We start from the raw sequence: 25652 nt of genomic DNA, 5'->3' as shown, positions 1-25652 counted from the left end.
CAGGCGACCTACAACCCGATCCTCGACGCCAGCGGCTGCGTCCTCAAGGTCGTCAAGTTCGCCGCCGACATCACCGCGCAGGTCCAGGAGCGCCACCGGCGCGTCGCGGCGCAGCGGGCGATCGGCGTCGACCTCGACGCGATCGGCACCGCCGTCGAGGGCGCCAGCCGCCGGACCGCGGAGGCCGTCGACCTCGCCGGGCGGGTGTCCGGCGATATCCAGAGCGTGGCCTCGGGCGCCGAGGAACTGTCGGCCTCGGTGGGGGAGATCAGCCAGCAGGTCAGCCACGCGGCGCGGATGGCCGGCGAGGCCGTCGAGCAGGCCCGGCACACCAGCACCATCGTCGAGGGCTTGAGCGGGCAGGCGGCGCAGATCGGCGACGTCGTGACCATGATCCAGGGCATCGCGGCCCAGACCAACCTGCTCGCGCTCAACGCCACGATCGAGGCGGCCCGGGCGGGGCTCGCCGGCAAGGGCTTCGCGGTCGTGGCGTCGGAGGTGAAGGCGCTGGCCGAGCAGACCGCCAGGGCCACGGATCAGATCCGCGACCAGATCACCACGACGCAGGCCACCACGCGCGAGGCGGTGTCGGCGATCGGCTCGATCCAGGGCACGATCCGGGCGCTCGACGAGATCTCGGCGGCGATCGCGGCGGCCGTGGAGGAGCAGTCGGCGGTGACCCAGGAGATCTCCGGCAGCATGCACACGGCCTCCCGCGGGGTCGGGACCATTGCGGGCGGCATGGCGGCGATCGCGCGGGCCAACGAGCAGGTCGACGCGGCCACCCGCCAGGTTCGGGAAGCCGCGCGCGGCGTCGGCTGACACATACGATCCAGACCTTCGCTTCGCCCGACGATCTCGCAAGAGCGCCACCGATCATCGGAGCGAATGGCGACCGCATCCCGTCTGCCGCGTTCAGGCCGTCGAGCCGGTGTGGGCAAGCCGGCGCGACAGTCAAACGCCCCCTCTCACTTTTAGGCTATAAACGCCATGACTGACGTCTGCCTCCTTCCGATCCGGCCTTCCAGCTTGAGCCAGTTTGGGCGCCTGAGTGCCGATCTGGCAGCCGCACACGCGCGCGGGGAGCATCTCGGCTCGCGGGTGCCGCACATCCATGCAGGCAGTGAGAGGCTCCTGGAGCTGAGCCGTGCGTTCCAGGGTGCCCTCGACGGGCTGGATCGATCGCTGACCGAGGTCGGCCTGTTGGATCCGGCAACGTGTGAAGCGCTGCGGTGCCTCGTCGGTGCGGTCGAGAGGCTCGCCGGTACGGCACAGCGGTTTCCGGCCAACGCCTGACAATCCCAGCGTTTGCGAGGGGGAAGCACATGGGCGCAGTGTTGTTGATCTCCGACGATTTGTCCCGGTCCGGGCGCCTCGCCCGTGACCTCGGTTCGACACGACACTGCTCGATCCACGACCTCTACGCCGAAGTGGAATCGGCAGTTGTGCCCGACCTGATCATAGGCGACGTGGCACAGCTCACCTCGGACGCGACCGTGCGCTTCAAACGGCTTCTGAAGCCGGTACGCGCAGCGGGCGCGCCGTTCCTGTTCCTGATCCACGGCAACGCCGCTCGTGCCGAGGCACAGGCGCGGCTGCTCGGTGCCGACGATACTCTCTCAGCCACATCGGCGATCGAGCTGATGCGAGAGACGATCGAGCAGCTTCAGGATCAGGGTGGCTCTGCTATCGCGACGGAGCTGGCGGCCGCAGCACGGCTCTTCTTCGTTCAGACCTTCTTCTCCGGCCGGGCGGTCACGCCGGAGCTAGCGAGCACCGGCGCCGAACTGGTCATGCGCGCGGTACAGCAATGCGGCATCCGCGATTGGATCAGCGCCGTACGGCGCTTCGACGAGGCAACGCAGCAGCACTGCCTGATCGTCGCCGGCCTCTCTGCCGCGTTTGCGATCGAGTTGGGGCTCCATGATTTTGACAGCTCCAGGCTGACAAAGGCGGCTCTGGTGCACGATGTCGGGAAGACGAAGATTCCCCTGTCGATCCTCAACAAGCCGGGTCGACTGACCGAGCCGGAGATGACGGTGATGCGCATGCACGCGGCCATCGGCTACGAGATGTTGGTGGACAGCGGCTTCTCGCAGGAGGTGTTGCAGGTCGTGCGGTCGCATCACGAGATGCTCGACGGCTCAGGCTACCCGGACGGCCTGAGGGCACCGGAGATCCCCGACCTGGTGCGGCTGGTGACGATCTGCGACATCTACGGTGCGCTCATCGAGCGGCGCCCGTACCGGCCGGCGATGACGGGTCGAGAGGCTTACAGCATCGTGCAATCGATGACCGGCCGGTTAGACGCCGATCTCGTCAACGCGTTCCGGCCGGTGATAATTGCCTTCGATCCGGACGGCGCCTAGCACGGCGGCTTCGGTATTGACCTTCTCAGCGGGGGCCGCGCCGTTCCCGCCCATTTAGGCCTTTGCGGTCTCGATGATGACCGCACGGCTCACCAGACGTGCTTCGGAAGACCTGTTCTCGACAGCGCCGCGTGCGGCTGCGGCCGGCTCAGGAGGTAGCCCTGGACCTGCCCGACGCCCTCGGCCCGGGCGAGTTCCAGCTGCTGCGCCGTCTCGATGCCCTCGACCACCGTGGTGATGCCCAGGCTGACGCCCAGGCCGGCCACGGCCCGGATGATGGCGCGCGCGTCGGGGCTTGTCTCGGCCTCGCTCATGAACGAGCGGTCGATCTTGATCTTGTCGATCGGGAACCGGCGCAGGTAGCTCAGAGACGAGTAGCCGGTGCCGAAATCGTCCATGGCGATCCGGATGCCGGCGCCGTTGAGCGCGGCGAGATTGTCCCGGGTCGCCTCGCTCTCCTCCAGCAGCGCGGTCTCGGTGATCTCGATCTCCAACCGCGCGGGGGCCAGGCCGGTCTCCGCCTATACCGCAAGCACCTCCGCGCCGAAACCCTTCTGACGCATCTGGACGCTGGAGACGTTGACGGCGACATCGACGGTCTCGGGCCACGCCAAGGCATCCAGGCAGGCCCGCTTCAGGATCCAGCGGCCGAGGGGCAGGATGAGGCCGGATTCCTCCGCCAGGGGAATGAAGGACAGCGGTGGGAGCAGGCCGCGTGTGGGATGGCACCAGCGCACCAGCGCCTCGACGCAGGCGACGTGTCCGTCTCGGGCATCGACGAGGGTCTGGTAGTGCAACTCGAACTGCTCCGCCGTCAGCGCGGCCTGGAGGTCGGCTTCGATCTGCCGACGCGCCTCGAAGGCCTCCGACATGCTGGCTTCGAAGACGCTGACGATGCCGCGCCCCTCGGTCTTCGAATGGCGCAGGGCGAGGTCGGCATCGTGCAGCAGCGGGTCCATGTCCAGGTCCTGGACCGCGCGGATCGCGAGGCCGATGCTGGCGCCGGTATGGACGCGGCCGCACGCGAGATCGAACGGCTCCGACAGGACGTTGACGAGGCGCTGGGCGGTCGATGTCGCAGCGGCACCGACACTCACGCGCTGCACGAGCGCGAACTCGTCGCCGCCGAGGCGGCCCACGACGTCGCCCCGCCGCGTGTTCCTCCGCAGCCGCGCGGCGACCTCCTGCAGGAGCTCGTCGCCGGCCGCGTGCCCGTAGGTGTCGTTGACGAATTTGAAGCGGTCGAGGTCGATGTAGAACATCGCTAGCAGCGGCTGTTCGTCGTCCCGCGCCTCGACTAGGTCGCGGTAGCCCTGGCGCATCGACCGGATGTTGGCAAGGTCGGTCAGGGCGTCGTGGTGGGCCAAGTAGGCGATGCGCTCCGCGCTCCGCCGCTGCTCGGTGATATCCTCGAAGGTCGAGACCCAGCCGCCGCCGTTCATGACGCGATAGTTGATCGCCAGCGTGCGTCCGTTGGTGAGTTCGCGCGTGATCGGCGCGGGCTCGATCGATTGCAGCGCGTCCTGGGTGCTGCGCTCGATCTCCTCGAGACTGAGTCCCGGCGAGTAGAGGCCCCGCGCAACCAAAGAGGCACAGATATCGTGCTGGGTCATGCCCGTGAGGATCATGTCCTGCGGGATGCCGAAGATGTCGCGATAGCGCCTGTTCGACACGACGAGGCGGCCCTGCGCATCGAACATGCACAAGCCCTGGATCATGTTCTGCAAAGCGGCTTCGAACAGACGACTTTGTTCAGTCGCGACCATGCTTGGGAAGGCGATGCTGGCATTATTGCCGAGCTCCGCATGCGAAGCTACGGCCTTGTCCCGAACAGAAATCGACGTGTTTGCATGTCGTAGGAGCACCTCATCTCCCGGACTATCAACAGCCTCGACAAGCCTCAGATCGGGATGGGACACAGGGGCTTCCTTAGCTACAGATTGCCTTTCCTACAGCAAAAACGCACCTTTTCCAAATTAACAGATAAGATCGCGCAATTATATCACGAGGCAAATCTGGCCGATATTCGAACAAAGATAAGATATTGCAATATTATTTTCGCAATCACGCCAGCTCGAAATCATGAAAAATACAAGGATTGTTTTATATTCGAGAGGTGCACTTGCGTAAGTGACCGCGGAGGATGGCGAAGGGACCTCGGCCCTTGAGCCGGAAGCGGTCGATCCGCAATCGACCCAACACAGACATCCAGGTCGCCGTCCGTGCAACCCAAAAGCAGCCACTTCTTGGTGGTGTAGGGCGCAGCTTGATGGCGTGGCTCGCCCAAGAACAAAGACGAAGCCGCCGTCAGCGTCAGGCTACTGCGCGGGCTGTCCCGCGCGCGCGCCCTGGCTTTCATCATATCGGACCCGGGCGCGTTGGATGCTGCCCTGGTTGGTGTTCGCCCAAGTTACGAGGGCCATAACTGGAGCGAACAGGGTCCGCCCCATATCCGTCAACTCATAATCCACGCGCGGCGGAATAGTCGCGAATAGTGTCCGTTTGACCAAACCGTCGCGTTCCAGTCCGCGCAAGGTGATCGTCAGCATCCGTTGCGAGATCCCGTCGATCCGACGCCGCAGCTCATTGAACCGAACCGGTCCATCCTTGAGCGTGGCGATGACATACAGGCTCCATTTGTCGGCGACGAGATCGAGGATTTCGCGCACCACCCGGCAATCGTCACCTTCGCCGGGGGTAGGAAAATCGATGTCACCAAGTGTCATAGGAATGCCTTCTTGCGAGGGTCGGAGCAGGCACTTTAATAGGGTCGGTAACAATAAATTACCGTCCTAGTCGTGTCGGAGCAACGATGGCCTCCATACTCCTTGTCACGTCGAGCCCCCGTGGCGCCGATAGCCTCTCCACCCGCTTCGCGACCGAGATCGCCGAAGGCTTGATGGTTCGCACAGGCGGCACCCTCTCGATCCGCGATCTCGCGGCCGCCCCGCTGCCGCATATCGGACAGGCCTATATCCAAGGCCGTGTCGCGCCCCCCGAGGAGCGAACGCCCGAGCAGGCCGAGGCGGTCCGCCTTGCCCAGGAGCTTGTCGATGAGGTGAAGGCCGCCGACTCGATCGTCCTGGGCTCTGGCATGATCAATTTCGGCCCGCCGTCGCAGCTCAAGGCCTGGTTCGATCACATCACTTGGCCGGGCGTGACCTTCGGTTACGGCGAAGGCGGCAGGCCGCGAGGCTTCCTGACCGGCAAGAAGGTCTATCTCGTTGCCGCCGCAGGCGGCGTCTTCTCCGAAGGCGAATGGGCCCCCTTCGATTTCCAGACCGGATATCTGCACCACCTGCTGGGCTTCATCGGACTGACCGACGTCGAACTCGTCCGGGTGGAAGGCACCGTCTTCGGGCCGGAGGCGGCCCGGGCCGCCATCGACGTCACCGCAGGCCGGGTCCGCTCGGTCCTGGAAACGCTGCATGCGTGATCTGAGTGGTCCCCAGTCCCGTCGGCCCGATCAGGGTGATGCCATGACGCTGCCAATCGAACTTTACACCGAGGTTACTTGTCCCTGGTGCATCATCGGACACCATCGTCTCGACAAGATCCTGGCGGAGCGTTTCCCCGAGCTCGACGTGGACATCCGTCAGCATCCGGTCCTCCTGCTTCCCGATGCGCCCGCGGAGGGCCTGCACATTCCCGACCTTCTCCGCTCGCGCTATGGCGTGACCGACCCGAAGGTGTCGTTCGCCCGGCCCGAGGCGGAGGCGCGGGCGTCCGGCCTCGACCTAGACCTGAGCCGCCAAGCCTGGACCTACAGGACGCAGGCGGCGCACGGGCTGATCCTCGCGGCGCGGGAACGCGGTACGCAGCACCGGCTCGCAGTCGCGATTACCGGTGCCCATTTCCTCGAAGCCAAGAACATCTCGGACGCCGATATCCTCGCCGATATCGCCGTGGCCTACGGGTTCGAGCGTCAGGAAGCCCGCGCGCTGGCGCTCGATCCCGCGCAGCACCGACGCGTCGAGCAGGAGGCGGCCCGGTCGGCAGCCGCCGGGGTCAGGTCGGTCCCTCACTTTGTCTTCGGAGGCCGCTTCGCCGTTAGCGGGGGACGCAGTGAGGAGGAGATTGCCTTGGCCATCCAACAGGCCACGGGTGGGGCTACGACCAACCATGAGGGATCGTGAGCGCGCTGATAGCCCGTGAGCAAATGGATCGAGCGTCGTTCGACTGAATGAGCTAGATCTGCGCCGGTCGACGGTCGGAGGCGGCAGAAGATACAAGGTCCGCTTCTGTCCGTTGCTGCTCGGAAGCGGACCGGCGGAAGCCTTCCCCAAGCGGCTGTACCGCACCCGACCCAACCCAGACGCAGAACGGGCTCTGTGCTCTTCTCCGAAGCGGACGTGCAGGATGCACAGCGAGGGCAACTCAGCGCACCCACCCCGCCTTGATGGCTGAGGCGACTTCATCGACGAACAGGCGCGTCTTCGCAGGCACCAAGCGGCCCGGTGGCATCACGGCGTAGACGCCGCCGTCCTCGCGTCCGCCCCAACCCGGCAGCACCTCGACCAGACTGCCATCGCGCAGGGCCGGTCCAGCCAGCCAGTCGGCCGTGAAGGTGATGCCGGCACCCTCGACCGCCGCGGCGAGCAGAACCTCCGAGTGGTCCGCGACGAGCGTGCAGTCGGGGCGCACCGTCTGTCGCCGGCCGCCCTTCGTCAGCGGCCAGTCGGGCCAGGCGGCGTAGCCGGTGAAGCCCAGGCAGGCATGGCCGGCGAGGTCGGCGGGCGTAGCCGGGTTGCCCCGCTTGGCCAGGTAGCCCGGCGAGGCCACCAGCACGTTCCGGTAGATCGCGATCTTGCGAGTGGTCAGGCTGCTGTCGCGCGGCTTACCCGCCGCGACCCGGATCGAGACGTCGATGCCTTCGGCGACGAGGTCGACGAAGCGGTCGGTGAACCGCAGGTCCAGCCGGATCAGCGGGTGACGTGCGAGGAAGCCGGGCAGCAGTGGCGAGACCCACTGGCGTCCGAAGGTCAGCGGCAGGGAGACCCGTACGAGTCCCTGCGGGCTGGCAGCATGGTCGCTGGCCTCCCGGCTCGCGCTCGCCAGCTCCTCAAGCAGCGCCTGGACGCGCCTACAGTAGGTCGCGCCGACCTCCGTGAGCGCCACGCGCCGCGTGGTGCGCGACAGCAGGCGGACCCCGAGGCGTTGCTCGACTTGGCTAACGCGCCGCGACAGCACTGAGGCGTCCCGGCCGAGCGCCTCCGCGGCCTTGGCGAAGCTGCCCGCCTCAGCGACCGCTACGAAGGCAGCCAGCTCGTCCAAGCTGATTTGATCCGGCAATTCCTGCATGACCTGCACGAGTGAAATGCGAGGAGGCCGGATTAATCCGACCAGGTGCAAGGCGTACATCGGGTGCATCGAAACGTCGAGGAGACACAAACGATGAGCACCTTCCTCAGCATCGGTTCCGGCCCAGGCATGGGTCTCGCGACCGCGGAGCGCTTCGCCCGCGAGGGCTTCCAGGTCGTCCTGAGCGCCCGCGACGAGGGCAAGGTGAGGGACCTCGCCGAGCAGCTCAAGGCCAAGGGCCACAAGGTTGACGTCCGCACCGTGGATGCCGCTGACCCCGCCAGCGTCGCGAAGCTCGTCGAGGGCGTCGAGCGCGACTTCGGCGGCATCGATGTGCTGCACTTCAACGCCGCCTCGATGCGCAACCAGACGCTGGCCGACCAGCCGCGCGACAGCTTCAACACCGACCTCGCCGTCAACATCGGCGGTGCCGCCGTCGCCGCCCAGGCCGCAGCGCCGAAGATGCTCCAGCGCGGATCGGGCTCGGTCCTGTTCACGGGCGGCGGCTTCGGGTTGCAGCCGCATCCCGAGTACCTCTCGCTCAGCATCGGCAAGGCCGGCATCCGCGCCCTGGCTCAGGGCATCTTCGAGCCGTTCAAGGAGAAGGGCGTACACGTCGCCACCGTGACGGTCGCGGGCTTCGTCACCACCGCCGAAGACGCCAACGCGGTCGCCGAGCACTTCTGGCAGCTCCACAGCCAGCCGAAGGGCGCCTGGGAAGTCGAGGCCCTGTACACCCCGAAGAGCTGAGCCACTTCAGGGTGACCGACGACACGCAAACCGATCCACGGAACGGGGGGACGCCGATGACGACGCAGACGCTGAAAGGCCAACGCTTCCTCGTCGTCGGCGGGAGTTCCGGGATCGGCCTGGCCATCGCGGCGGCGGCCCTCGCGGCCGGCGCCGAGGTCACGGTCGCCTCCCGCTCCAGGGAAAAGCTGGACGACGCCATCGGCACGCTCGGGACCGGCGCCAGCGCCGCCGTGCTGGACACCGGCGAGGCCGAGGGTAGCGAGCGCTTCTTCGCCGATCAGGCGCCCTGGGACCACATCGCGGTCTCGGCGGCCGAGACGGCGCGGGGCCCCGTCCGGCAGTTAGACCTCGATGCCGCGAAGGCGGCCGTGGAGAGCAAGTTCTGGGGAGCCTACCGGATCGCCCGGTTCATGCGGATCAGGGAGGGTGGCACGCTGACCTTCATCTCGGGCTTCATGAGCGAGCGGCCCCAGGCCGCCGCTCCGCTCCAGGGCGCGATCAACGCGGCGCTGGAGAGCCTCGCCCGCGGGCTGGCGCTCGAACTCGCGCCCACCCGGGTCAACACCGTCTCGCCCGGCCTGATCGAGACGCCGCTCTGGTCGCGCATGCCGGAGAAGGACCGGGCGGCCATGTATGCCGGCGCGGCCGAGAGGCTGCCTGCGCGGCGTGTGGGCCAGTCCGAGGACATCGCCAACGCGGTGATGTTCCTCGCAACCACTCCGTTCGCGACGGGGTCGAACGTCCGTGTCGACGGCGGCGGCACCATCGCGTGATCGAATCCCCAGTCCTCGACGCCACCCAAACGTCAAAGACAGGGTCGACGGGCGGACGACAAGCGACCGGTGGCAGCATCGCTTGGTTTCGCTGACGACCATGTCCGATTATGGGGCGGCAAGCGCCCAGAGCCGACGCGCAGGAAACCACCCGCTGCAGTCATAACCCACCGTCGGACATGCGGCCGGGATGCGGACATCTGCGCGGTCGGCAGAGGGTCGGGAGCGGACTTGTCTCGAATATGAAATGCCGTCCATCCAATCAGCTAGGTGCCAAGATGGGCATGCCGTTCAGTCACGGTGTTGCTGCTTGAACGACGTCATCACGCCCGTTGGTGGAGAAGCCTTCCGCCTCAAGCGTTCTTGAGCGGTCCGCGCTCCCAGGTAAGATCCATCAGCCATAGGCACACGGGAACCTCGAGCTATGGGCCTATTGGCCCATTGAGGGGAAGGTGGCTAAGCTCGACATAGAGCCCGCTTTCGCACTGTGAGCCATCTCATGAATCGAGAAGAGGCAGACGGTGACGATTGGCGTTCGGTCAGCACGCGCGCTCCCGATGAGGAAACAATCAGGATAGCGAAAGAGCGGGCTCGTGAGCTTGGCCATGGCCGCTCTGCGGCTCAGCCGTCTGAAATACCTCCCGCTGGATGGCGGGACATTCTCAAGAGGGTCTTCTGGGCGGTCCCTCGCGACCGTGTTCTGTCAACGGCTGGTGGCGTTGCCTTCTTCGCCCTTCTATCCACGTTCCCAGGCATCGCGACGATCGTATCACTCTACAGCTTGTTCGCAGATCCTGCTGTCATTGGCCAGCACTTGAGCGTGCTCATAGGGGTCCTACCCGACGGCGTTCTCGATCTGATTTCGGCTCAGCTTCAGCACGTTGCCCAACAGGGCACAGGGACCCTCAGCACGGCCTCACTGCTCAGCTTCCTCATCGCCTTTTGGAGCGCCAACTCAGGGGTTGTCGCCCTCTTCGACGCACTGAACGTCATCTATCGGGAGCGCGAGAAGCGAGCCTTATTGCGTGTCTACGCGACCACCTTCCTGTTCACGACGACCGGAGCCATCGTCACAGTGGCCGCTATCGGCATCGTGGTGGGCGTTCCCATTCTGCTGAACGAGATCGGCTTTGGTGCACGAACGGACACAGTGATCCGGATCATGCGTTGGCCAGCTCTGATCTTCCTTGTTAGCCTCGGCCTTTCGCTTGTTTATCGATACGGCCCAAGCCGCCGTGAGGCAAAGTGGAGATGGGTCAGTTGGGGTAGTGCCGTTGCCGCGATTGGATGGGTAGGCGCCTCGGCCGCATTCTCTTGGTATGTCGTAACCTTCGATAGCTATAACCGTATTTATGGCTCTCTCGGAGCTGGCATTGGCTTTATGTCCTGGATCTGGATCTCGATAGTCATCGTCCTTCTTGGTGCTGAACTGAACTCCGAGATGGAACGGCAGACGGCGCGGGATAGCACCATTGGCCAACCGAGGCCGTTGGGATCTCGAAAGGCATTTGCCGCCGACACGGTCGGGCCACCCTAAGGGTTTGAACTCACCAGCTTGGGCATTCGAAAGGTGTCTTCCGACCCATACCAGCCGCTTGGGCCGCCGTCGGTGCGTCCCGGAAGCGGTCATTCGCACTCGTCCTCCCTTGCCATCGATACTGCCGAGGGCACACCCGCTAAGAACTGTCCGAGGGGTACGCCGTACGCCTAAGCGGTTTTCCGAAACGCCGCCTGCCTGCGGGATCGCCCCCCGTTCATGGTGGTGCCGAGGCCCCTCGCGGAGAAAGTGTCTCAGAAAGCGCCTGTCAACTTCTGGACGAAGCTAATTTTTTATACAGGTTACGGTCCGACAACCGACCATTCGGCTCTCGGATATATCGAAATGATCTTCGTCACACAGGCGGACGGCCGCGTGACCTACGTCAGCCCCGAGTGGGCCGCATTCACCGGCCAGGCAGCTGCTGAAGCCGTGGGACACGGATGGCTCACCTGCATGCATCCTGACGACTACGAGACTGCCGTCACTTTCCTGCGCAGCGTCCGTGATCAGCAGAGCGAGTACAGCCTCCGCACTCGCCTACGTCGGGCCGATGGCAGCCACGCCTGGGTGATGATCGGCGCCGTGCCATCCTATGGTCCACCGGGGCAGACCTTCCTGGGCTACCTAGGCTCACTAACCGAGATCATCCCCAGCGGCTCGGAGCCGCTGAGTGCCTACGGCACCCTCGCGCGCTTTGTCCCTCCGCCTACGAGCCCGACGACGCCACCCGGCTCAGCCCTGGAAGCCGTAGCTGACTACCTGCTGATCGCGCACGGGCTCATTGAGCAGGACAGCGCCAAGGAAATGCTCCCTGTGCTGAGACAGGCACTCGTGGTGGCGGGCATTCTGCTGGCGCGGAGCATGAGCTCGTCTGAACCGACCGACCGCTTCCATTGAATGGGCTGCTGTACGCCCAAGGATGCCATAAAGTCGGCCCTTGGCTGTTTCCGAGAGCGGCTATTCGTAAGCCCTCCGGCAATTTCGGCTCGGGATGGGAAGCGAGCCCTGACCCATTGCACTGAAACAGACGGCCCGCCTTCGACCCATATGAGCCTTTCGAGCGTGCCGCGGCGCTTCTCGAAAGCAGACGCCCGTCACCTGCGCTGCATGAGCGATAGATACAAATCCAAGACCGACGGTCGCCAACCCGACGGGCTGTGCCCGCCTGTATCATCGGATCTCGAAACATCTGAAGCGAGGCTGACCCAAACTGCTATTGGCCCGAACGGCCTAACGCCCTGAGGAACCAAGCTCGTGAGTTTGTGTTGGCGCAGTGTTTCTGTGTTGTTTCTGCAAACCTGGGGGATGGCGGTATGGCAGTTCGGTTCCTGGGTATGGCAGCGGGTCTCACGCTTGCGGGTGTCGGTTTCGCGGCACAAGCGCAGTCGGTTGGCAGCAGGATTGATCAGCCAACTCCAGGAACCCTGCCTTCCGGGACACACAATGCGGACAGCTCCACCGCGCCGGCCAATCAGCCGACCGGCCGCGTCTCTGCGCCGAGCGCCATCAGCTCGTCCACTGATGTGATGAAGGGGGGACCGGTCCAGGGGAGCGGAAGCAGCGGAAGAGTCGACCCTATCGAGCATCTGCCCGAGAACATGAAGCGCTGATCGATCAGACGAGCTGTGCAATCAACGGTCAGCGGATGATGGTTTTCCGCTGATCTAAAATCGATCCAAGTCCAGAATTCGACCCAACGAGACGATCTAGAAGTATGCTCAATAAAACCGAATGAAAATCGTAAATCGGGCCCGCGACCAAATTCTGGCGCTTATTCGGCGGTCTTTACGGGAGTTCATCGGCCTTCCACTGATCGTCGTTGCGGCGTTCCTGAGCCTGTTCGCGCTGAGCTATCTGCTCGATGACGCGCTGTGGGGTCGCCCTGGCCCTACACCGCTCCCCTGGCTCGCCCATCTGCTTGGGGACACGGGCGCAATCGCAAGCCTGCTCGGTACCGTCGCGTCGGGTATGATCACGGTCACGTCGATCACGTTTTCCCTCCTGCTGATTGCCGTACAGCAAACCGCCTCGACCCTCTCCACGCACGTCTACGACCAATTCATCCAGCGACGCTCGAACAAGCTGAGTTTCGGCTTCTTCGTAGGTCTCAGCGTCTTCGTGCTGTTGACGCTTGGCAGCGCCAATCCCGACCATAAACCGATCATCGGGGCACTACTGTCGCTCCTGATGACGGGCGCGGCGCTGTGCATGGTGGTGATCCTGATCTACAGCACCATCGATCAAATGCGGCCGCATTCCGTCATCACCGCGATCCACGATCATACGATCAAGGCCCGCGCCGTGGACGGGGGCATGATCGCGGGCACCCGGCGTACACCGCGCGCCGGTCTGTCGTGGTCGCAGACCGTCCGAACGGACGCTTACGGCGTGGTGTGCGGTATCGACCTCGCGACGATCGAGCGGTCCGCAGCGGAGCATGACGCCGAGATCGAGATCATCGCCCGCGTCGGCACCAACCTCGCCTTCCGCGACCCGCTTTTTTGCATTCACGCTGCCCGATCCCTGCTGGGCGACGCGCTGCTGGCACTCGATCGGTCGATCACTGCCGCTATCAAGATCGAACCCCGCCGGACGATCGACAGCGATGCCGGCTTCGGGATCGAGCAGCTTTACTCGATTGCCTGGACGACCGCCTCGACATCGAAGCAAAACCCGCAACCGGCGATCCTGGTGTGCCATTGCCTGCGGGACATCATCGCGCGCTGGAGTAGCGCCGATGCGATCCCGGAAAACAGCGCGTCCCGGATCGTATATGCCGATCGGGGGGTGGATGATGCGATCCTGGCTATCGCGGCGATCGGCGTCGTCGCTTCCGAGAGCATGCAGAACACGCTGGCCGCCGAAGTCTGGCGGACCCTCGCGACGTTAATCGATGACGTGCCGGCCGCACGGCTGCCGGCGTTGACCGACACGGTGCAGCGGCTGCTATCGAGCCTCGGAGACCACGTGCTGACACGAGATCTCGAAGAGGAGCTGAGCCGCTGCCGGCGAAGCTTAGCGGGCAGGGGTGAGCCTGATGCCGCCGAGGCAATCCGGGCCGCAGCCGAAACGCTGGCCGAGAGCATCGGCACGCTCAACTCCCGCGGGACGCGCGTGCCGACATCCGCCTGAGCAGGCGTCCGTCACTTCTTCCCGGACGGGGGGCGTGACGACTCAGGTGACAGGCCTTTCGCCTCGTGAGCGCCCGTGCCGTGTACGGCCTCGCTGCCGATGATACCCCCACCCACCGAGGAGGCCGGTATGCTTCCGTCGGAGGCTCCAGCCCCGGTGTCAAGGGTTTGGCGGGTTGTCGTGGTTGCCGTGCCTGCCGCGTTGGGTGCGCCTGTCTCTGCATGCGCAAGGCCCGACCCGACGGCGCCGATAACGGCAGCAACGAAGACCCTGGCAAACATGATGATCTCCAGCAGGCCGGCCTCAACGCTTAAAGATCATGCTGGTTTCGCTGGTCAGGCAGCGATCGCATCTGTCTGATCAGCAGCGTCCGCTTCCGCGCGTGGTCGCTGCTAAGCGGAACGTCGCAAAACCACCCGTCGCGGTCTTAGGGCGCCAACCTATCAACCCGTAAACGGACGTTTCACCTTCTGCAAAGGGTCGACACCAGACGGTCGGTCATCCGAAACTGATTGTCGCTACCGGGCGTTCAGCTGATGTCCGCTCATGGCGCAAGGCCGAACACTCGCTTTGATCGACTCGAGCGCGGCAGTCGAAACCCTCCTCTCGCCGGGCAGTTCGTTTGGGCAAACCTTCTGGTTCAGTCTGGCTTCTCGTCCGACGTGTCAGCCGTCATGAAAACGGCACTCATACCGCCAAGCTGGATCCCGCAAGCAGGCTGCGGCCGAGCCGAAGCAGCTTCTCGGCAACCTGGGGAACGACAGGGAACACCTCGACCGCTCAGGGCACAAGAAATCTCAATATCTACAAGGAGTTAGTTGGAGCGGGCGATCGGGATCGAACCGACGACATTCAGCTTGGGAAGCTGACGTTCTACCACTGAACTACGCCCGCCAACATGGTCGGCACGGATAAGGTCTGTCGCGGAGCGCGAACTCCGAACGGCGCCGTGCGCTCATGTACGGCCATGGTCTAGCAGTTCGACGGCGATGGCGTCAAACGGGTCCGGCATCTCCCGGTCGTGATCCCCGGGCGACCCCGCGTGAGCCCGGCGCGGCGTCCCGGCCGGGTCGGCGGAACGCCGCGGCGCGCGAGCCGTTTTGGCTCGAAGAAGCGCGCGTGGCGCCGGACCGAGACCCTGCTGACACCATGTGCGGAATCTGCGGCGAGATCTGCTTCGACCGGCCGGCGGACCCCGCCGCCGTCGACGCGATGATGGGATCTCTGCGGCCGCGCGGGCCCGACGCAGCGGGGCTCTTCGGTTCCGGCCGGGTCGTTTTCGGCCATCGCAGGCTCAAGATCATCGACCTGTCCGAGGCCGGGCAGCAGCCCATGATCGATCCCGCCCTCGGGCTCGCGCTCGTGTTCAACGGCTGCATCTACAATTTCCGCGCGCTGCGCGCCGAACTCGAGGCGAAGGGCTACGCGTTCTTCTCGACGAGCGACACCGAAGTGGTGCTCAAGGCCTTCCACGCCTGGGGACCTGCCTGCGTCGAGCGCTTCGCCGGCATGTTCGCCTTCGCGATCCTGGAGCGGGATTCCGGGCGGGTCGTGCTGGCGCGCGACCGGCTCGGCGTGAAGCCGCTCTATTACAGCGAGACGAAGGGCCGCTTCCGCTTCGCCTCGTCGCTCCCGGCCCTGCTCGCCGCCGGCGACGTCGATACCGCGGTCGATCCGGTCGCGCTCCACCACTACATGAGCTGGCACGCGGGCGTCCCGGCCCCGCTCACCATCCTCAAGGGCGTGCGCAAGCTGCCACCGGCGACGATCCTGACGATCGAGCGGGACGGGACGCGGCACGCGTCGACCTACTGGACCCTGGCGATCGGCCCCCGCGCGGCCGACCGTGGCCGGACCGAGGCGGACTGGCGCGAGGCCGTCCTCGACGCCCTCGGCACCGCGGTCGAGCGCCGGCAGGTCGCCGACGTCCCGACGGGGGTTCTCCTCTCGGGCGGCCTGGACAGCTCGCTGCTGGTGGCCCTGCTGGCGCGCGGTGGCCAGCGCGGCCTCAAGACCTTCTCGGTGGGCTTCGACGCGGTGAACGGCGTCGAAGGCGACGAGTTCAAGTACTCGGACATCATCGCCGAGACCTTCGCCACCGACCACACGAAGCTCGCGGTCGACGGCACCCGGACACTGGAGGCGCTGCCCGCGGCCATCGCGGCGATGTCGGAGCCGCAGATGAGCCACGACGCGGTGGCCTTCCTCCTGCTCTCGCAGGAGGTCGCCAAGCACGTGACGGTGATCCAGAGTGGGCAGGGCGCCGACGAAGTGTTCGGCGGCTATCACTGGTATCCGAAGCTGATGGGCTCGACGGACCCGGTCGCCGATTACGCGAAGGCGTATTTCGACCGCGACCATGCCGAGATGCGGGAGGCCCTGACGCCCGACATGGTCGGCGGCGATCACAGCACCGACTATATCGCGACCTTCTTCGCGAACTCGCGGAGCGACAGCGCCATCGACAAGACTCTGCAACTCGACCAGGAGGTCATGATGGTCGACGATCCGGTCAAGCGGGTCGACAACATGACGATGGCCTGCGGCCTCGAGGCGCGGGTGCCGTTCCTCGACCACGACCTCGTCGAGCTGGCGGCCCGCATCCCGGCGGAGCTCAAGGTCCGGGACGGCGGCAAGTACATCCTCAAGGAGGCCGCGCGGGCGGTCGTCCCGGCCGAGGTGATCGACCGCGAGAAGGGGTATTTCCCCGTTCCGGCGCTGAAGCACATCCGCGGCCCGTTCCTCGACTACGTCCGCGACGTGCTGGACCGGCCCGAGGCGCGCGCGCGCGGCATCTTCAACCGCGCCTACGTCGATCATCTGCTCGCCGATCCCGACGGCACGCTGACGCCCAAGGGCAACTCGAAGCTCTGGCAGGTGGCCCTTCTGGAGAGCTGGCTCCAGACGCACGGCGTCTGAGACGGGCCGCGGCACGCCTTTCGCGACGGATCGTGATCGACCGCGCGCTCAAGGTGCCGCGCTTTGTCCACGATCGTCCCGGATCAGCCGGTCGACAGACACCCGGAGAAGCCCGTCGATGTGCCGCTGGATCGCCTATGCGGGACGCACCATCCCGCTGGAGCACTACGTCACCGAGCCGTCCCACAGCCTCGTCTCGCAGAGCATCGCGGCGCTCGAATCGACCGCGGCGACCAACGGCGACGGGTTCGGGCTCGGCTGGTACGGCGATCACCCGGAGCCCGGCCGGTACCGCGAGGTCCAGCCCGCCTGGTCGGACGACAACCTGCGCTACCTGTGCCGGCACCTGCACTCGCACCTGTTCTTCGCGCACGTGCGCGCCGCGACCGGGACGCCGATCACCCGGCCGAACTGCCATCCCTTCGCCTGCGGTCCGTGGCTGTTCATGCACAACGGCTATATCGGCGACTGGAGCCGCCTGCGGCGCCCGGTCGAGGCGCTGATCCCGGACGAGCTGTACCCGTCGCGCGCGGGGACCACCGATTCCGAAGCGATCTTCCTCGGGCTGCTGGGCTGCGGCCTGATGGGACAGGGGCCGCGCCGCGATCCTGTCGAGGCGACGGCGCGCGCGCTCGCGCGCCTCACGGATCTCGCCGGGCCGCATCCGTTCCGGTTCACCGCGGCGCTGGCCGACGGGCGCGATCTCTACGCGTTCCGCTACGCCGCGAACGACAGGGCGAACTCGCTCTACTACCGCGCTTCGGAGGGCGGCGTGGTCGTCGCCTCGGAGCCGCTCGACCGGGATCACGGCACTTGGACGACGGTCGCTGAGAACAGCGTGCTCGTCGCGCGGCGGGACGCGCCGGTGGAGATCCTGCCGCTGGCGCAGTTCGGCCTGGCCGCGCCGCCGGTCGATGACGCGGTCCGCCGGCTGCGCGCCTGAGCGACTCCGCTTAGGCGACGCGGGAGAGGCTGCCGCTCTGCGAACCCTGCGTGCTGCGGGCGGAATCGTAGGCGCGATTGCGCAGGGCGGTCTCGCTCGGGAGCTGGTCGATCACGTTGCCGGACGACGGATCGACCACCTGGAACACGATCGAGCTGGTGTCCGGATCCTGGATGTACCGCGCCTTGCCGCCGTTCGTGCCGATGTCGAGCTTCACCGCGGGCTCGAGCGGCTTGGCGGAGGTCTCGGGCTCGGGCGCCTGCTGCGTCACGGCGGCGGCGGCCGTCGCTCCGAGCGCGTCGAGGCCCTGCGGCCCCGGCGTCGTGGATGTCAGCGTTCGGATCTCCATCGCCGGTCTCCTGCGATCCTGTGATCGAAGGATTGAGGCGCAGTCCTGCCTAATCGTTCCTTAATGGCGACCGCCGGTCCACCGGATGATGCGGCGGGATCGGAGATGCGATGAACATCGCGTTACCGAGGCGACACAAATCCGTGCTGAATTTTCTCCTGGGTCGACTCGGCGCCCAGCCGGTTCGTCTTCCCGCGACGGGGCCGCGGCCCGCCCCGCGCAGCGTGGAGTACGCGATGTACAGGATCTCGGCGATGCTCGTCTTGGCGACCAGTCCCGCGCTCGCCGCGCCGGCCGCGGCTCGCGATCCGGGTACGCGCGCGCTGTTCATCCGCGAGCACCGCTGCGCCGTCGCGGAGCGGCTCGACGCCATCCACGGGCGCGGGCCGGTCGACGTCTCGCGCGACCGCTTCATCGTCGTCGCGCCGCACGGACAGGCGCAGCGCTACGTCCAGTGCATCTTCCAGGATCGGGATACGCGGATGTTCTGCGAGGCCGCGTCGGGCGCCTACGGGCCACCCGGCCGAAGGCGCCTGCGGCTGGATGCGACGGCACGGCAGGCTCTGGCGGCGCTCGGATACGTCCAGGCGGACCCGGCGGAGAACTTCGCGCGCCAAGTGGAGCTGGGATCGCCGCCCGACACGGGCATCGCCGCGGATCTGATGCTCGCGGCGCTGCACGATGCCTACGGCGCCCGCCCGGGCGACATTCTCGATATCGAGGCCCCGCACGGCGGAACGCCGGGGCGGGGCTGCGGCGCGCCCGAATCCTGAGCGGACCGGGCGTGCCGCCATCTCACTCGGCGGCGTCGACGTAGAGCTTGCCGCCCTCGGCCAGGAATTCCTGCGACTTCGCCCGCATGCCGGCCTCGGCCTCGGCCTTCGACATCGCGGGCGCCGCGCCCACGACCTCGCCGGCCTCCTCCATCGCCAGCACCTCGGCGCGCAGGTCCTGCGTGATCTTCATCGAGCAGAATTTCGGCCCGCACATCGAGCAGAAATGCGCGACCTTGTGGGCGTCCTTCGGCAGGGTCTCGTCGTGGAAGCGCCGGGCGGTATCCGGATCGAGGCCCAGGTTGAACTGGTCCTCCCAGCGGAAGTCGAACCGGGCGCGGCTGAGCGCGTCGTCCCGGAGCTGCGCGGCGGGATGCCCCTTGGCGAGGTCTGCGGCGTGGGCGGCGATCTTGTAGGTGATGACGCCGGTCTTCACGTCGTCCCGGTCCGGCAGGCCGAGATGCTCCTTCGGGGTGACGTAGCAGAGCATCGCGGTGCCGAACCAGCCGATCATGGCGGCGCCGATGCCCGAGGTGATGTGATCGTAGCCGGGGGCGATGTCGGTGGTCAGCGGGCCGAGGGTGTAGAACGGCGCCTCGCCGCACTCCTTCAGCTGCTTCTCCATGTTGACCTTGATCTTGTGCATCGGCACATGGCCGGGGCCCTCGATCATCACCTGGCAGCCCTTGTCCCAGGCGACCTTGGTCAGCTCGCCCAGCGTCTCCAGCTCGCCGAACTGCGCGGCGTCGTTGGCGTCGGCGATCGAGCCCGGGCGCAGGCCGTCGCCCAGCGAGAACGACACGTCGTAGGCCCGCATGATGTCGCAGATCTCGTCGAACCGCTCGTAGAGGAACGATTCCCGGTGCCCGGCGAGGCACCAGCGGGCCATGATCGAGCCGCCGCGCGAGACGATGCCGGTGACGCGCCGCGCGGTCAGCGGCACGTGGGCGAGGCGCACGCCGGCATGGATGGTGAAGTAGTCGATGCCCTGCTCGGCCTGCTCGATCAGCGTGTCCTTGAAGACCTCCCAGTCGAGCTTGAGCGGGTCGCCGCCGACCTTCTCCAGCGCCTGGTAGATCGGCACCGTGCCGATCGGGACCGGGCTGTTGCGGATGATCCACGAGCGGATGTTGTGGATGTTGCGGCCGGTGGACAGGTCCATGACCGTGTCGGCGCCCCAGCGGATCGACCAGACGAGCTTCTCGACCTCGTCGGCGGCCGAGGAGGTCACGGCGGAGTTGCCGATGTTGGCGTTGATCTTGACCAGGAAGTTCCGGCCGATCGCCATCGGCTCCAGCTCGGTGTGGTTGATGTTGGCCGGGATGATCGCCCGGCCGCGGGCGATCTCGTCGCGCACGAATTCCGGGGTGATGAAGGGCGGGACCGAGGCCCCGAAGCTCTGGCCGTCCGCGAGCGCGGCCTCGGCGCCCGCGAGCATGGCCTCGCGGCAGACGTTCTCGCGATGGGCGACGTAGATCATCTCCTCGGTGATGATCCCCGCGCGGGCGAACTCGTACTGGGTCACCATCTGGCCCGGGGCCGCCTTGCGGATGGTCCGCTCGGCGGGGCAGGGGGCCACGAGCTTGTCGCCCGCGAATCCGTTATCCTCGGGCTTCACCGCGCGCGGCGCGACGGCCGCGTAACCGCGGGCCGCGACCCAGGGCTCGCGCACGCCGGGAAGGCCGGCGTTGAGATCGATACGGGCATCGGTCTCGGTATAGGGGCCCGACGGGTCGTAGACCCGCACCGGCTCCTCCTTCGGATCGGAGAGGACGATCTCGCGATAGGGAACGCGGATGTCCGGCCGCCCGGCCGGGTTCGCGTACGCCTTGCGCGATCCGGTGACCGGACCCGTGGTCACGGTCTCGGGGCTGCCTTTCACGTCCTTCGGGAGAACGGGTGCGTTCATCGTGGGCCTCTCCTCGTGCTGGAGCGGTCCGGTCCACGCGATGGCCGAGATGAGATGAGGTCGCGCGAGATGCGACCGCAGGTTCCCGTCCCTCCGCCGGTATGAGCCGGATCAGGTTCAAGGGTCAGGGCAGCGTGCCCAATCTCAGCCCTCTTCAGGGCCCCCCTCGGAACGGTTCCAGACTCGGGCCCACGGACGGCTTTGTCAATGCTGACCGGCCGCCCTAGAAAACACATCCCCGAAACCGTTCGTCCGAACGCACGCGTTCTCCCGCACCCAATCACACCGCGATCGCACCGCAATGCGCCTCATCGCCGGCCTCCTGCTCGCCGCGCTCCTCGTCTGCGGGCTGGCCTGCGCCGCGCTCGCGCTCGGGCAGCGCCGGTTCCTCTATCCGGGCGCCTTCGGGCCGCAGAACCCGTGGACGATCCCGCCGGGCCTCGCGACGATCACGGTCGCGACCCCCGACGGCGAGACCCTGCACGGCCTGTGGCGGCCTCCGCGGCCGGGCTGCGGCGTCGTCGTGAGCTTCCACGGCAACGGCTCCCGCCCCGAGCCGCACGCGGCCCGCTTCGCCGCGGAGCCCTGGCGGGCGCGCGGCTGGGGCGTGCTCACTGTGGCCTATCGCGGCTATCCCGGCTCCACCGGCAGCCCCAGCGAGGACGGGCTGATCCGCGACGGGCTGGCGGCCGTCGAGGCCGCGCGGGCGCGGGCGCCCGACGCGCCGATCCTCCTCCACGGACACTCCCTCGGGGCCGCCGTGGCCGTGGCCGTCGCCGAACGGGTGCCGACGATCGGCCTGTACCTGGAGGCGCCGTTCGATTCGATGACCCACACCGTGCGGCTGCATGTCCCGCTAGCCCCGATCTGGCTCCTGCGCGACACGTACCGCTCGGACCTGCGCATCCGCGACGGGTCGGCGCCCGTGCTGATCGTGCAGGGCCGCGACGACACGGTGGTGCCGGCCAAGCTGGCGCGGAACCTCGCCCAGGCGGCCGGCCCGCGGGCGCGGATCGACGTGATCCCGGGGGACCACGTCTCTATCCTGGGGAGCCGGGATCGCGAGGCCGAGGCGCTGTTCGGACAGGGCGTCGGTCCGGCCTGCCCGCAGCCGGTGGACCAGCAGGGGTAGGAGAGGGAGGCTCGCGTGGTCGGACGGCGCTCGCAGCGCTGGAGCGCCGAGGATCCGGACGCGCCGGGCGTCCCGGGCCCGCCGGACCCGGTCTGCCCCCTCTGCGAGCGCCCGATCCCTCGCTGCGCCCGCTCCAGCCTCCATCACCTCACGCCGAAGCTGAAGGGCGGGACCCATCGCGGCACGGTCCGGCTGCACCAGATCTGCCACTCGGCGATCCACGCCCGCTACAGCGAGGCGGAGATCGCCAAGCGCCTCGCCGACGTCGAGGCGCTGCGCGCCGATCCGGAGATCGCGCGCTTCCTCGTCTGGGTCCGCGGCAAGCCCGACGATTTCCACGCCGCCACGCGCATGACCCGCGAGCGGAAGTCGGCGCGCCGCAAGATCTGACACCTGCCCGGCCGGCGTTTACCGGGCGTTCGTCACATCCGCAGGTGGCCGCCGCCCCGTTCCTTGCCGTCAACCCGAACCGGTCCAGGATCGCCCCGATCGCGAGGGTTCGGACGATGGCCGGGGTCGGGGATACGGGGGATCGACTCGCCTGGGTCGATATCGCCAAGGGGATCTGCATCCTCTTGGTCGTCATGATGCATTCGGTCATCGGCACCGGCGAGGCCATGGGCGGCGAGGGCTTCCTCCACCCGGTCGTCGCCTTCGCGAAGCCGTTCCGCATCCCGGACTTCTTCCTGCTCTCCGGACTGTTCGTCGGGCGGGTGATCGACCGCGACTGGCGCCTGTTCTTCGACCGCCGGGTCGTCCACTTCGCCTATTTCTACCTGCTCTGGCTGGTGATCCAGTCGGCCGCCAAGTACGGCAAGATCGTCGGCGATGCCGGTCCTGCGGCCTTCGCGGCGCATCTCGCCCACGCGCTGATCGAGCCCTATTCCAGCCTCTGGTTCATCTACCTGCTGGCGGTGTTCTCGGTGGTCACCAAGGCCCTGCGCCGCGTGCCCGGCGGCGTGCTCCTCGCCGGCGCCGCCCTGCTGCAGATCGCCGACATCCGCAGCGACTCGACCCTGATCGAGGAGTTCTGCGCCCGCTACGTCTACTTCGTCGCGGGCTACCTGTTCGCCGGGCGGATCTTCGCGCTCGCCGACGCGGCGCGCCGCCGCGTCCCGCTCGCCCTCTGCGGCCTCGGCGCCTGGGCGGTCCTGGAAGGCTGGCTCGCGCTGACCCCGTCGGGCCTGCCGGATCATCCGACCCTCGCCAGCCTGCCGCTGGTGAGCCTCGCCCTCGGCGCGGCCGGAGCCCTCGCGATCGTGGTGGCGGCGGCTCTCATCGGCCGCGCCGGCGGTCCGGTCGCCGAGGCGGTCCGGACCTGCGGCCAGCGCTCGATCGTGATCTACCTCGCCTTCTCGCTGCCGATGGCGGCGACACGGGAGATCCTCGTGCGCACCGGCGCGATCACCGATATCGGCCTCGCGAGCCTGACCGTCATGGCGATGGCGGTAATCCTGCCGCTCATGCTGGAGCGGCTGGTCCGCGGGACGGCGCTCGACCTGCTGTTCGTCCGGCCGCGCCGGTTCCGGCTGGCCGGGTCCGGGCCTAAGCAGAGCCCGGCCCTGCAGGCGACCTGAGGGACCTCAGCCGTCGAAGGCGATACCGATCCGCCGGCTGCGCCGCCACGCCACGGTGGCCGGGCGCGGTTCGGTGCCCGTGCTGACACGAAGCGCGAAGCGGTCCGGCACGGCCTGATCGTCCTCGACCTCGATCTGCGCGCCGACGTCGGTGGCGTCCCAGACCAGGCAGCTCACCTCGCCGCCGTCGAGCAGCACGGCGCCGAACGTGAAGGCGTTCTTCCGGAAGGTGCCGCGGCGATTCTCCGTCATCAGCTCCTCCGTCCCGTCTCGTGGCTCCGCGGAGCCGGACGATGCCGGATCGCGGTTAACAGGGCAAATACGTTCCCGTGCCTGCCCTGCTCGACCGAGATCAGTACTCGTCGGGATCACCCCGGTAGCGGCGTGGCCCTGGCCCGTAATCGTCGTCGTAGGAGCGGCGCGGCGGCGGGCGGTCGTAGTCGCGGCGGTCGCGGTAGGCGTCGCGCCGGTCGTCGTAGCCGTCATTCCGGTAGCCGCCCCCGCCGCCGTAGGCACCCCCGCCGCCACCGCCGTAGCCTCCGCCGCCGTAGCCCCCACCGCCGCCCGCGTTGATCCGCGGGGCGTACCAGCAGCTCTTCGCCTGGCCCGGCGCCGGATCGCCGAAGGTCTGGGTGTTGCAGGGCACGACGCCGCCCTGCGGGAACGGCCGGCCGTTCGTCCGGCCGGGCACGCCATAATAGACGTTGGTGGGATAGGGCATCCGGCAGACGCCGCCCTCCTGCGCGCAGCCGACCAGGTTCACCGTGTCGAGCTGGTAGGCCTGGGCCGGGGCGGGTGCCAGCGCGCCACCTCCCAGCGTGATGGCCCCGAAGGCCAGAGCGATCCGAATCTGCACGTCCCCGATTCCCCCGTGGTTCGCGGTGCGGGTGCCGAATAATCCGGTCGGCGGCTTCCGGCCAGCGGCCGCGCTCGCTATGGCGTCGCACGTGGATGCGCGCGGGCCGGTCCGCGGCCGGCGCGACGGTGATCGGGCGGAACGCCCCGTCGTCGGACGGGAGACGGCGCCCCGGGAGGCCTTGATGAGGGATGCGTCCGCGCAGGAGCTTCTGCTGCTCAGCGCGCTCCAGGAATGCCGGATCCAGCTCGACGCGGCGCGCAAGGACGAGGCGGCCCGCGCCGCCGTCCGGGAGGAGCTCGATGCCGCGCTCCGGCGCGAGGCCGCTCTCGCGGCGGCGATCGTGGAGGAGCGCGAGCGGACCGAGGCCGTCCGCCTCGTGCTTCAGGCGCTGCTGATGAGCGTCCGCCGGTTCGGTCTGCGCCGGCGCCTGTTCGGGGCGCGCATCGCACAGCTCGGCCGCGAGACGCCGGATTCCGGTCCGCAGGCGGCCCGCCATCCCGTGCTGCTCGCCGAGGCGCGACGGGTGTTGGGTAAGCCATCCCCCGAACCGCCGGCCGAGCGGTGACGGCGGTCGCCGCCCGAGCGCCGCGCGGCGCGGCTCCTCACGGCCCGGCACCGGCGTCTCCTGGCGCCGCGGCCAGGACGATCAGGGCCGTCAGAACGCCGAGCGGCAGGACGATGCTACCGAAGGCGAGATGGGCGATCCCGAAGGCGCCGAACAGCGCGCCCGCGGCGAAGGCCGCGATCGCCGGGAGCACGCGCAGGAACCTCTCCCGGGTCTGATCGCGCTGTGGGCCGCGTCCCAGGACGAGGTCGGTCGCGTCGATGACGGCCTGGCTGACGCTCACCGTCATAACCGTGGTGGGGGCGAGATGGCCGAGAGACAGGCGGCCGATGGCGTTCTGTAACCCCATGGCCGCGACCGCGAGCATGCCGACGGCGATGGAAGCGGCACTGTCCGCTCCGCTGAGGGGCGACCACACAGTGCCACACAGCCCGAATCCCGCGAGCAGGGTCACCTCCACGGCGAGGAGCCAGGGCAGGGGGTCGAAAGCCCGTCGCTCCAGCGCCAGGGCCAGGATTCGAGCCCCCGCCACCGCTCCGACGAAGACGGGCAGCGCCAGGAGCTTGGCAACCACGCCGCTGGAGCTCGCGACCAGCTCGGCGCCGATCAGGACGAAGTTGCCGGTGACGTGTGCGGTGAAGAGTCCGGTCAGGGCGATGAAGGCCGCCGCGTCGACGAAGCCGGCGACGAACGCCAGGGCGGCGCCGGCGAAGAGACCGCTCCCCGGTCTCCGAGCTCGCGCGGGACCGGTCATCGTC

General features: G+C 67.5%; 24 protein-coding genes, 1 tRNA gene, 1 pseudogene and 1 riboswitch. Of the genes and pseudogenes, 17 read left to right on the top strand and 9 right to left on the bottom strand.

All coding sequences use genetic code 11. The features are described from left to right. The 3 genes from BLW78_RS16545 to BLW78_RS16535 all read left to right on the top strand — a co-directional run. On the top strand, nt 1-822 hold an 822-nt coding region (locus tag BLW78_RS16545), incomplete at its 5' end, for a methyl-accepting chemotaxis protein (protein WP_244526964.1). Between the two features lie 168 nt (nt 823-990). Continuing rightward, nucleotides 991-1296 (top strand): hypothetical protein, encoded by a 306-nt coding sequence (locus BLW78_RS16540; protein WP_091680880.1) that lies wholly within the window; start codon nt 991-993, stop codon nt 1294-1296. 29 nt (nt 1297-1325) lie between these two features. Next, nucleotides 1326-2369, top strand: coding sequence for an HD-GYP domain-containing protein (locus BLW78_RS16535; RefSeq protein ID WP_170855171.1), 1044 nt, complete (start codon nt 1326-1328; stop codon nt 2367-2369). A gap of 89 nt (nt 2370-2458) precedes the next feature. Here BLW78_RS16535 and BLW78_RS16530 read toward each other — a convergent pair. Both BLW78_RS16530 and BLW78_RS16525 read right to left on the bottom strand, forming a co-directional pair. After that, nucleotides 2459-4087, bottom strand: a pseudogene (locus BLW78_RS16530) (EAL domain-containing protein). A gap of 600 nt (nt 4088-4687) precedes the next feature. Further along, nucleotides 4688-5095: a winged helix-turn-helix transcriptional regulator gene (locus BLW78_RS16525; protein WP_091680878.1), complete on the bottom strand. Its 408-nt coding sequence runs from the start codon at nt 5093-5095 to the stop codon at nt 4688-4690. An 86-nt stretch (nt 5096-5181) separates the two neighbouring features. Between BLW78_RS16525 and BLW78_RS16520 the strand changes: the two genes are divergently transcribed. Beyond that, the gene (locus BLW78_RS16520; RefSeq protein WP_091680877.1) at nt 5182-5805 is read left to right on the top strand and encodes an FMN-dependent NADH-azoreductase; all 624 of its coding nucleotides are present in this window, start codon (nt 5182-5184) and stop codon (nt 5803-5805) included. Between the two features lie 43 nt (nt 5806-5848). Next, complete coding sequence (locus BLW78_RS16515) at nt 5849-6505, top strand: DsbA family oxidoreductase (protein WP_091680875.1); 657 nt, start codon at nt 5849-5851, stop codon at nt 6503-6505. A 241-nt stretch (nt 6506-6746) separates the two neighbouring features. Here the strand turns inward: BLW78_RS16515 and BLW78_RS16510 are convergent, their stop codons facing one another. After that, nucleotides 6747-7730: a LysR family transcriptional regulator gene (locus tag BLW78_RS16510; RefSeq protein WP_210186888.1), complete on the bottom strand. Its 984-nt coding sequence runs from the start codon at nt 7728-7730 to the stop codon at nt 6747-6749. A gap of 33 nt (nt 7731-7763) precedes the next feature. Between BLW78_RS16510 and BLW78_RS16505 the strand changes: the two genes are divergently transcribed. The 5 genes from BLW78_RS16505 (at nt 7764) to BLW78_RS16480 (ending at nt 13868) form a co-directional block, all read left to right on the top strand. Further along, on the top strand, nt 7764-8420 hold the full coding sequence (locus BLW78_RS16505; RefSeq protein ID WP_091680872.1) for an SDR family NAD(P)-dependent oxidoreductase: 657 nt from the start codon (nt 7764-7766) through the stop codon (nt 8418-8420). Nucleotides 8421-8476: 56 nt separating this feature from the next. Next, a complete protein-coding gene (locus BLW78_RS16500; protein ID WP_091680871.1) occupies nt 8477-9196 on the top strand; it encodes an SDR family oxidoreductase in 720 nt (239 codons plus the stop codon). A gap of 499 nt (nt 9197-9695) precedes the next feature. Further along, complete coding sequence (locus BLW78_RS16495; RefSeq protein ID WP_091680869.1) at nt 9696-10733, top strand: YihY/virulence factor BrkB family protein; 1038 nt, start codon at nt 9696-9698, stop codon at nt 10731-10733. A gap of 345 nt (nt 10734-11078) precedes the next feature. Next, nucleotides 11079-11633, top strand: coding sequence for a PAS domain-containing protein (locus BLW78_RS16490; protein ID WP_091680868.1), 555 nt, complete (start codon nt 11079-11081; stop codon nt 11631-11633). Between the two features lie 834 nt (nt 11634-12467). Continuing rightward, on the top strand, nt 12468-13868 hold the full coding sequence (locus BLW78_RS16480) for a DUF2254 family protein (protein WP_091680866.1): 1401 nt from the start codon (nt 12468-12470) through the stop codon (nt 13866-13868). 819 nt (nt 13869-14687) lie between these two features. Here the strand turns inward: BLW78_RS16480 and BLW78_RS16475 are convergent. Beyond that, a tRNA-Gly gene (locus tag BLW78_RS16475) sits at nt 14688-14762 on the bottom strand. A 255-nt stretch (nt 14763-15017) separates the two neighbouring features. Between BLW78_RS16475 and BLW78_RS16470 the strand changes: the two genes are divergently transcribed. Both BLW78_RS16470 and BLW78_RS16465 read left to right on the top strand, forming a co-directional pair. Further along, nucleotides 15018-16787 (top strand): N-acetylglutaminylglutamine amidotransferase, encoded by a 1770-nt coding sequence (locus tag BLW78_RS16470; protein WP_091680864.1) that lies wholly within the window; start codon nt 15018-15020, stop codon nt 16785-16787. A gap of 118 nt (nt 16788-16905) precedes the next feature. Then, nucleotides 16906-17730, top strand: a complete 825-nt coding sequence (locus BLW78_RS16465) for a class II glutamine amidotransferase (RefSeq protein ID WP_091680862.1) — start codon at nt 16906-16908, stop codon at nt 17728-17730. 10 nt (nt 17731-17740) lie between these two features. On the opposite strand, the gene BLW78_RS16460 is transcribed toward BLW78_RS16465, so the two are convergent. After that, entirely contained in the window at nt 17741-18079 is a 339-nt protein-coding gene (locus BLW78_RS16460; RefSeq protein WP_020092829.1) for a flagellar protein FlaG, read from the bottom strand. A 254-nt stretch (nt 18080-18333) separates the two neighbouring features. Here BLW78_RS16460 and BLW78_RS16455 point away from each other — a divergent pair, with 254 nt between their 5' ends. Beyond that, complete coding sequence (locus BLW78_RS16455; RefSeq protein ID WP_091680860.1) at nt 18334-18852, top strand: TY-Chap domain-containing protein; 519 nt, start codon at nt 18334-18336, stop codon at nt 18850-18852. A gap of 22 nt (nt 18853-18874) precedes the next feature. Here the strand turns inward: BLW78_RS16455 and thiC are convergent, their stop codons facing one another. Next, the gene (gene thiC, locus BLW78_RS16450) at nt 18875-20761 is read right to left on the bottom strand and encodes a phosphomethylpyrimidine synthase ThiC (RefSeq protein WP_091680898.1); all 1887 of its coding nucleotides are present in this window, start codon (nt 20759-20761) and stop codon (nt 18875-18877) included. A 71-nt stretch (nt 20762-20832) separates the two neighbouring features. Next, nucleotides 20833-20938, bottom strand: a riboswitch (TPP riboswitch). A gap of 124 nt (nt 20939-21062) precedes the next feature. On the opposite strand from thiC, the gene BLW78_RS16445 reads away from it, so the two are divergent. The 3 genes from BLW78_RS16445 to BLW78_RS16435 all read left to right on the top strand — a co-directional run bounded on the left by BLW78_RS16445 (nt 21063) and on the right by BLW78_RS16435 (nt 23470). Next, nucleotides 21063-21893: an alpha/beta hydrolase gene (locus BLW78_RS16445; RefSeq protein ID WP_091680858.1), complete on the top strand. Its 831-nt coding sequence runs from the start codon at nt 21063-21065 to the stop codon at nt 21891-21893. Between the two features lie 15 nt (nt 21894-21908). Beyond that, nucleotides 21909-22283, top strand: a complete 375-nt coding sequence (locus tag BLW78_RS16440) for a restriction endonuclease (RefSeq protein WP_091680856.1) — start codon at nt 21909-21911, stop codon at nt 22281-22283. A 116-nt stretch (nt 22284-22399) separates the two neighbouring features. Further along, nucleotides 22400-23470 carry an acyltransferase family protein gene (locus BLW78_RS16435; RefSeq protein ID WP_091680855.1) on the top strand — a complete coding sequence of 357 codons (1071 nt, stop codon included), beginning with the start codon at nt 22400-22402 and terminating at the stop codon, nt 23468-23470. Nucleotides 23471-23476: 6 nt separating this feature from the next. Here the strand turns inward: BLW78_RS16435 and BLW78_RS16430 are convergent, their stop codons facing one another. Together BLW78_RS16430 and BLW78_RS16425 are read right to left on the bottom strand one after the other, a co-directional pair. Continuing rightward, nucleotides 23477-23722 (bottom strand): hypothetical protein, encoded by a 246-nt coding sequence (locus BLW78_RS16430; RefSeq protein ID WP_020092823.1) that lies wholly within the window; start codon nt 23720-23722, stop codon nt 23477-23479. A gap of 100 nt (nt 23723-23822) precedes the next feature. Beyond that, nucleotides 23823-24326: a hypothetical protein gene (locus tag BLW78_RS16425; RefSeq protein WP_091680853.1), complete on the bottom strand. Its 504-nt coding sequence runs from the start codon at nt 24324-24326 to the stop codon at nt 23823-23825. A 184-nt stretch (nt 24327-24510) separates the two neighbouring features. On the opposite strand from BLW78_RS16425, the gene BLW78_RS16420 reads away from it, so the two are divergent. After that, nucleotides 24511-24894 (top strand): ATP-dependent helicase, encoded by a 384-nt coding sequence (locus tag BLW78_RS16420; protein WP_091680896.1) that lies wholly within the window; start codon nt 24511-24513, stop codon nt 24892-24894. 37 nt (nt 24895-24931) lie between these two features. Here the strand turns inward: BLW78_RS16420 and BLW78_RS16415 are convergent, their stop codons facing one another. Continuing rightward, the gene (locus tag BLW78_RS16415; protein ID WP_091680851.1) at nt 24932-25648 is read right to left on the bottom strand and encodes a YoaK family protein; all 717 of its coding nucleotides are present in this window, start codon (nt 25646-25648) and stop codon (nt 24932-24934) included. Between the last annotated feature and the right edge of the window lie 4 nt (nt 25649-25652).

The organism is Methylobacterium sp. 275MFSha3.1, assembly GCF_900108435.1.
Classification (GTDB): Bacteria; Pseudomonadota; Alphaproteobacteria; order Rhizobiales; family Beijerinckiaceae; genus Methylobacterium.
This window is presented reverse-complemented; position numbering and strand designations above follow the sequence as displayed.

What these genes read in the sequence shown, in the direction of transcription:
- BLW78_RS16540 (WP_091680880.1), top strand. Translation starts at nt 991, where the DNA reads ATGACTGACGTCTGCCTCCTTCCGATCCGGCCTTCCAGCTTGAGCCAG.
- BLW78_RS16535 (WP_170855171.1), top strand. Translation starts at nt 1,326, where the DNA reads ATGGGCGCAGTGTTGTTGATCTCCGACGATTTGTCCCGGTCCGGGCGC.
- BLW78_RS16525 (WP_091680878.1), bottom strand. Translation starts at nt 5,095, where the DNA reads ATGACACTTGGTGACATCGATTTTCCTACCCCCGGCGAAGGTGACGAT.
- BLW78_RS16520 (WP_091680877.1), top strand. Translation starts at nt 5,182, where the DNA reads ATGGCCTCCATACTCCTTGTCACGTCGAGCCCCCGTGGCGCCGATAGC.
- BLW78_RS16515 (WP_091680875.1), top strand. Translation starts at nt 5,849, where the DNA reads ATGACGCTGCCAATCGAACTTTACACCGAGGTTACTTGTCCCTGGTGC.
- BLW78_RS16510 (WP_210186888.1), bottom strand. Translation starts at nt 7,730, where the DNA reads ATGTACGCCTTGCACCTGGTCGGATTAATCCGGCCTCCTCGCATTTCA.
- BLW78_RS16505 (WP_091680872.1), top strand. Translation starts at nt 7,764, where the DNA reads ATGAGCACCTTCCTCAGCATCGGTTCCGGCCCAGGCATGGGTCTCGCG.
- BLW78_RS16500 (WP_091680871.1), top strand. Translation starts at nt 8,477, where the DNA reads ATGACGACGCAGACGCTGAAAGGCCAACGCTTCCTCGTCGTCGGCGGG.
- BLW78_RS16495 (WP_091680869.1), top strand. Translation starts at nt 9,696, where the DNA reads ATGAATCGAGAAGAGGCAGACGGTGACGATTGGCGTTCGGTCAGCACG.
- BLW78_RS16490 (WP_091680868.1), top strand. Translation starts at nt 11,079, where the DNA reads ATGATCTTCGTCACACAGGCGGACGGCCGCGTGACCTACGTCAGCCCC.
- BLW78_RS16480 (WP_091680866.1), top strand. Translation starts at nt 12,468, where the DNA reads ATGAAAATCGTAAATCGGGCCCGCGACCAAATTCTGGCGCTTATTCGG.
- BLW78_RS16470 (WP_091680864.1), top strand. Translation starts at nt 15,018, where the DNA reads ATGTGCGGAATCTGCGGCGAGATCTGCTTCGACCGGCCGGCGGACCCC.
- BLW78_RS16465 (WP_091680862.1), top strand. Translation starts at nt 16,906, where the DNA reads ATGTGCCGCTGGATCGCCTATGCGGGACGCACCATCCCGCTGGAGCAC.
- BLW78_RS16460 (WP_020092829.1), bottom strand. Translation starts at nt 18,079, where the DNA reads ATGGAGATCCGAACGCTGACATCCACGACGCCGGGGCCGCAGGGCCTC.
- BLW78_RS16455 (WP_091680860.1), top strand. Translation starts at nt 18,334, where the DNA reads ATGCTCGTCTTGGCGACCAGTCCCGCGCTCGCCGCGCCGGCCGCGGCT.
- thiC (WP_091680898.1), bottom strand. Translation starts at nt 20,761, where the DNA reads ATGAACGCACCCGTTCTCCCGAAGGACGTGAAAGGCAGCCCCGAGACC.
- BLW78_RS16445 (WP_091680858.1), top strand. Translation starts at nt 21,063, where the DNA reads ATGCGCCTCATCGCCGGCCTCCTGCTCGCCGCGCTCCTCGTCTGCGGG.
- BLW78_RS16435 (WP_091680855.1), top strand. Translation starts at nt 22,400, where the DNA reads ATGGCCGGGGTCGGGGATACGGGGGATCGACTCGCCTGGGTCGATATC.
- BLW78_RS16430 (WP_020092823.1), bottom strand. Translation starts at nt 23,722, where the DNA reads ATGACGGAGAATCGCCGCGGCACCTTCCGGAAGAACGCCTTCACGTTC.
- BLW78_RS16420 (WP_091680896.1), top strand. Translation starts at nt 24,511, where the DNA reads ATGAGGGATGCGTCCGCGCAGGAGCTTCTGCTGCTCAGCGCGCTCCAG.
- BLW78_RS16415 (WP_091680851.1), bottom strand. Translation starts at nt 25,648, where the DNA reads ATGACCGGTCCCGCGCGAGCTCGGAGACCGGGGAGCGGTCTCTTCGCC.